At 72.3% G+C, this 5,732-nt stretch carries 4 protein-coding genes; 2 read left to right on the top strand and 2 right to left on the bottom strand.

From position 1 onward, the window contains the following. The first annotated feature begins 90 nt into the window (after positions 1 to 90). Positions 91 to 1,743, top strand: a complete 1,653-nt coding sequence (locus D7V93_RS36455) for a formate--tetrahydrofolate ligase (RefSeq protein ID WP_120647741.1) — start codon at positions 91 to 93, stop codon at positions 1,741 to 1,743. Positions 1,744 to 1,828: 85 nt separating this feature from the next. On the opposite strand, the gene D7V93_RS36450 is transcribed toward D7V93_RS36455, so the two are convergent. Both D7V93_RS36450 and D7V93_RS36445 read right to left on the bottom strand, forming a co-directional pair. Further along, entirely contained in the window at positions 1,829 to 3,421 is a 1,593-nt protein-coding gene (locus D7V93_RS36450; RefSeq protein WP_120647740.1) for a methyl-accepting chemotaxis protein, read from the bottom strand. 353 nt (positions 3,422 to 3,774) lie between these two features. Then, complete coding sequence (locus D7V93_RS36445) at positions 3,775 to 4,149, bottom strand: hypothetical protein (RefSeq protein WP_244237720.1); 375 nt, start codon at positions 4,147 to 4,149, stop codon at positions 3,775 to 3,777. 228 nt (positions 4,150 to 4,377) lie between these two features. Between D7V93_RS36445 and D7V93_RS36440 the strand changes: the two genes are divergently transcribed. Continuing rightward, a complete protein-coding gene (locus tag D7V93_RS36440; RefSeq protein ID WP_120647738.1) occupies positions 4,378 to 5,727 on the top strand; it encodes a sigma-54-dependent transcriptional regulator in 1,350 nt (449 codons plus the stop codon). Positions 5,728 to 5,732: the final 5 nt, after the last annotated feature.

Genomic DNA, 5,732 nt, shown 5'->3' with positions numbered 1-5,732 from the left:
CCCCGGGGAACCATCCGGGCCCGCGTGCCTGCCTGCCCTGCCCGTCACGAGCGTTGACCTCGCCCGGCGGGACACGGAGAGTCGCGCGCCATGACGCTCCGTCCCATTGCCGAAGTCGGCGCCGAGCTGGGCCTCGCGCCGGAAGACGTCCTCCCCTGGGGCCGCGACCGCGCCAAGGTGTCCCTGGACGCCCTGGGCCGCCGCTCGCGCCAGGGTCGCATGGTGCTGGTGTCCGCCATCAACCCCACGCCCCCGGGCGAGGGCAAGACGACCATGTCGGTGGCGCTCGCCATGGGCCTGCGCCAGCGGGGCCGCAAGGCGGTGGCGGCCCTGCGCGAGCCGTCCCTGGGGCCCGTCTTCGGGGTGAAGGGCGGCGGCACCGGCGGCGGCGCGGCCAGCCTGGAGCCCGCGGCGGACATCAACCTGCACTTCACCGGCGACCTGCACGCCATCACCAGCGCCCACAACCTGCTGTCCGCGCTGGTGGACAACGCCGTGTACTACGGCCACCCGGTGGTGCTGGAGGGCACGAAGGTGCGCTGGCGGCGCGCCATGGACATGAACGACCGGTTCCTACGCAACGTCATCGTGGGGCTGGGCGGCAGGGCGCACGGCGTGCCGCGCGAGACGTCCTTCGACATCACCGCCGCCAGCGAGGTGATGGCCATCCTCGCCCTGTCGGAGGGCCTCCAGGACCTGGAGGCGCGGCTGGGGCGCATCGTCGTGGGGCAGGCGCCGGACGGCTCGCCCGTGCGCGCGAACGACGTGAACGCGGCGGCGTCCATGGTGGCGCTGCTCAAGGACGCGCTGATGCCCAACCTCGCCCAGACGCGCGAGGGCGGTCCGGCCATCGTGCACGCGGGGCCCTTCGGCAACATCGCGCACGGCTGCTCCTCCGTGATGGGCACGCGCCTGGCGCTGGCGTACGCGGACGAGGTCGTGACGGAGGCCGGCTTCGGCTTCGACCTGGGCGCGGAGAAGTTCCTGGACATCAAGTGCCGCGGCGCGGGCGTGTGGCCCCGGGGCGTGATGCTGGTGGTGACGCTGCGCGCGCTCAAGCACCACGGCGGAGCGGCGGCCGCGCAGGTGGCGGAGCCGGACCGCGAAGCGCTGCTGCGCGGCTTCGACCACCTGGAGAAGCACCTGGAGTCGGTGGCCGCGTTCGGCCTGCCGGCGGTGCTGTGCGTGAACCGCTTCCCGCAGGACACGCAGTCGGAGCTGGACGAGCTGCGCGCGTTCGCGAAGGCGCGGGGCGTGGGCATCGCGGTGTGCGACGGCTTCACGAAGGGCGGCGAGGGCTCGCTGGAGCTGGCGGACACGGTGCTGGCGATGCTGGACGCGACGGACGCGGCGCCCCCCAAGCCGCGCTTCCTCTACGAGCTGGACCAGACGCCGGAGGAGAAGATCCGCGCCATCGCGCGCACGGTGTACGGCGCGGACGACGTGGCCTTCACGCCGGGGGCGCGCAAGGACCTGGAGACGGCGCGCGCGCTGGGCGGCGCGGGGCTGCCGGTGTGCATGGCGAAGACGCACCTGTCGCTGTCGGACGACCCCACGAAGACGGGCCGTCCCCGGGGCTTCACGCTGACGGTGCGCGAGGTGCGCCTGTCCGCGGGCGCGGGCTTCCTGGTGGCGCTCACCGGAGAGCTGCTCACCATGCCGGGCCTGCCCCGCGAGCCCGCCGCGAGGCGCGTCACCGTCCACCCGGATGGCCGCATCACGGGCCTGATGCAGGGCGAGTAGGGCCCCAGGCTCCCAAGCGAACGGGCCGCCCCGGTGCATCCGGGACGGCCCGCGGGCGCGGCTGGGGCGCCTTCGCTTCGCCGCGCTAGACGCGGAACGAGGTGGACAGCTCCTGGAGCTTGCCCAGCGAGGTGTTGATCTGCCCCACCGCCTCTTCGGCGTTGCTGGTGGCCATCACCACGTCGCTCATCATCTCCGACAGCTGCGTCACCACTTCCGTCATCTGCGTGATGCCCGCGTTCTGCTGGGTCACCGAGGCGACGATCTGCCGTGCCGCCTGGCTGCTCTCCTGCACCACCTGGGTGATGTCCTTGAGCGTCGACGCCGAGGCGAGCACCTGTTCGATGCCCTCCTCCATCTTCTGGCTGTCGCCCTCCGCGATGCCCACCGTCTGGCGGATCGCCTGGTTGATCTCCAGGAGGATCTTCCCGATGCGCTGCGTGCTCTGCAGCGACTGACCGCTGAGCGCCCGCATCTCCTTGGCCACGACGGCGAAGCCCCGGCCCTCTTCCCCGGCCCGCGCCGCCTCGATGGCCGCGTTGAGCGCCAGCACGTTGGACTGGTCCGCCAGGTCCTTCACGCTGCCGATGATCTCACCGGCGTGCACGGCCTGCTCGGACAGGTGCCCGATGCTGCCCACGAGCGCGCCCACCCGCTGACGGATCTGCTGCAGCCCTTCCGCGCTCCGCTCGATGGACACCTGCCCCGACGCGCTGTACGCGTCCGCCTGCGCCGCGACCTTCAGCACCATCTCCGCGCGGCTGGCCGCCATGCCCGACGTCTGGGCGATCTCCGCGATGGTGGAGCTGGCCTCCGTGAGGCTGCGCGACTGGTTGGTGAGGAAGTTGAGCTGCTCGTGGCTCGCCGCGTTCAGCCGTGACGCCGCCGCCGTCAGCTCCGTCACCACCGAGTGCAGCGTGCCCGGCACCGAGCGCAGCCGCAGCTGCAGCGTCTGGATGCTGCGCGCCAGCTCCCCCACCTCGTCCTGGGAGCTCGTGTCGATGAGCTGCGTCAGGTCTCCGTCCCGCGCGATGCGCGTCGCCGTCTCCGTCAGCCGTGCCAGGGGCAGCGTCACTTCCCGCAGCAGCCACACCATCAGCGCCGCGAGCGCCGCCATGCACGCCACCGACAGCAGCAACACCCACGTCAGCGTGGTGCCGTGCAGCGACGACACCTCCATGAAGGCCTCGCGCTGCGCCGCTTCCTGCTGCGCCGTCACCGCCTCCAGCCCGTCGCGCACCGTCTTGTGCGCCGCCGCCAGCTTCGACAGCGCGCCTTCCGCGGCCGCGTCGTTCCGGGCCGCCAGCGTCACCACGCGCGACGCCTCCTTCCAGTAGGCCGTGAAGGCCGCCTCCAGCGCCTCCACCGAGGACCGGTCCACGTCCGGGAGGACGCGCAGGGCCTTGAGCCCCGAGGTGAGCTCCGTGACCTGCGCCTCCAGCGTCTGCTGCTGCACCGCGTGCAACGCCACCGCGTCGCCCACGTCCTGGTGCAGCGCCGCGAAGCCCGCGCGCGCCGTCTGCGCCAGGCTCACCGACGGGGCCAGGCTGGAGCCGATGCGCTCCGACACGTCCCGCGTGCGGGAGCCCAGCACCACCGTCACCGCCACGATGGCCACCAGGAACACCGCGGCCACACCCGGCAGCACCATCATCTTCTGCTTGAGCCTCAACGCCATCGCCAACCCCCTCGCAACCCCACGTCAGTCATCCCGATGAAGCGCGGTCGTGGAGCCCCGCAGGGCCTGCTGCGCCATGTCATTGTCGCTCATCCTTCCGCGGCCCGCACGGGCCCCCCCGGAGGTCGAGGCTCCGCCGAGAGCCGTAGGATAGACAACACCTCTCCCCCTGACTCAAGCCCGCGCCCCTTGAAATATCTCGTAAACGGGTCTGCCTTGCCCCGCAGGGTCGTGTAGGACACCCTGCCCTGTCAGGTGGGACCTGCCGAGCAGGACGCCCCACGTCTGACGTAGGGGGCTGGCGCACATGGCGGTGCGATCAGACGCGCGGTGCGATCAGACGCGCGGGGGGTTCAGCGCGTGGGGGGATGGAGGAAGGGCTGCGCCTCGCGCTTGCAGACGTCGTCGCACTCGGGGAAGCGGACGAGGAAGTCCGCGTGCTGCGCGCACCGCTTGGGAAAGCGCGTGGTGCCTCCGTCGAGCAACAGGCACAGCTCCTGGAACTCGTCGTGCGTCTCCTGGAACAGGGCCTGTCGCTGCGAGGGCGCCATGGCGTTCAGCGCGCGGTTCTCCCCGCCTTGCAACCAGAAGAAGACGCCCACCAGCAGCAGCAGGACGACGCCAATCCAGGTGCCCCGGCGCATCCAGCGGTCCGGTGCTGGCGCCAGCTCCTTCGCGAAGATGTTGTCCTCGCCCCCTTCACCCGGTGGCATCCCGTCGTTGCGCATGGGCTCCATTCCATCCACGGCACGTGCCAGCCGCACGGCCGTTCCGCAGCAGACACCAGCTGGCGCGGGGTTGCACCCTGCAAGCGTCATCCGGGCAGGACCTTGCACGATGCAGGACGTCCCCGGGCCTTTTGCGCGCCGGCACCCGACGAACGAGCCCGGCACCCGGCGTGCTCTTAGACTTGCCCCATGGAAGTCCGTGCCGGGCCCGAGGCCGTGGAGCGCCCCATGCGGGTGCTCGTGGTGGACGACGAGCGCAACATCCGCCACACCCTGAGGGTGTGCCTGGAAGGCCTGGGGTGTGAGGTGCGCGAGGCCGCCACGCCGGAGGCCGCGCTCGCCGCGCTCGCCCAGGGCCCGGCGGACCTGGCGTTCGTGGACCTGCGCCTGGGCAACGCCTCCGGGCTGGAGCTGCTGCCGCGCCTGCTCGCGGAGTCGCCCGCGCTGGACGTCATCCTCATCACCGCCTACGCGACGTTCGACACCGCCGTGGAGGCCGTGAAGCGCGGCGCGCGCGACTACCTGCCCAAGCCCTTCACCCCCGCGCAGATCCGCCATGTGCTGGACCGCGCGAAGGCGCAGCGCGAGCTGACCTCGCACCTGGGGGACCTGGAAGGGCAGCTCGCGCAGGCCGTGCCGGAGGCCACGCTGGAGACGGCGTCTCCGGTGATGCACGCGGTCATCGGCTTCATCACCCGCGCGGCCACGTCCGACGCGGCGGTGCTGCTGCGCGGGGAGAGCGGCACGGGCAAGGGCGTACTCGCCCGTGCGCTGCATTCGATGAGCGCCCGGCGCAAGCGGCCCTTCGTCACCATCAACTGCCCCACCCTGTCCGAACAGCTCCTGGCGAGCGAGCTGTTCGGCCACGCGCGCGGGGCCTTCACGGGCGCGGTGAAGGATCAGCCCGGGCGTGTGGAGCAGGCGGAGGGCGGGACGCTCTTCCTGGATGAGGTGGCGGAGATGAGCCCGTCGCTCCAGGCGCAGCTGCTGCGCTTCCTCCAGGAGAAGCAGTTCGAGCGGCTGGGCGAGGGCCGCACGCGCAAGGCGGACGTGCGCGTGGTGGCCGCCACGAACCGCGACCTGGAGAAGGACGTGGCGGAGGGCCGCTTCCGCGAGGACCTGATGTACCGGTTGAACGTCCTCGAGGTGAAGCTCCCCGCCCTGCGCGAGCGGCCGGAGGACCTGCTGCCCCTGGCCCGGCGCTTCGTCGCCTTCTTCGCGAGGGCCGCCCAGCGCCCGGCCCCGGAGCTGTCGCCCGCCACGGAGGCGATGCTGCGCGCCTACCCCTGGCCGGGCAACGTGCGCGAGCTGCGCAACGCCCTGGAGCGCGCGCTCATCGTGGGGCCCTCGGGCGTCGTGGAGCCGCAGGCGTTCCCGGAGCGCATCGCCTCCGCGGTGGGGCCCGGCGTGAGCCTGGGCGGGCCGCACACGCTGGAGGACGTGCAGCGCGAACACATCCTGCGCGTCATGGCCTCCACGCCCACGCTGGAGGAGGCGGCCCGGCTGCTCGGCATCGACGCGTCCACGCTGTGGCGCAAGCGCAAGAAGTACGAGTCGGACGCGAAGCCCGAAGCGTGAAGCCC

This window comes from Corallococcus llansteffanensis, from assembly GCF_003612055.1.
GTDB lineage: Bacteria > Myxococcota > Myxococcia > Myxococcales > Myxococcaceae > Corallococcus > Corallococcus llansteffanensis.
The sequence above is the reverse complement of the archived record's forward strand: the minus strand, read 5'-3'. Positions and strand labels throughout refer to the sequence as shown.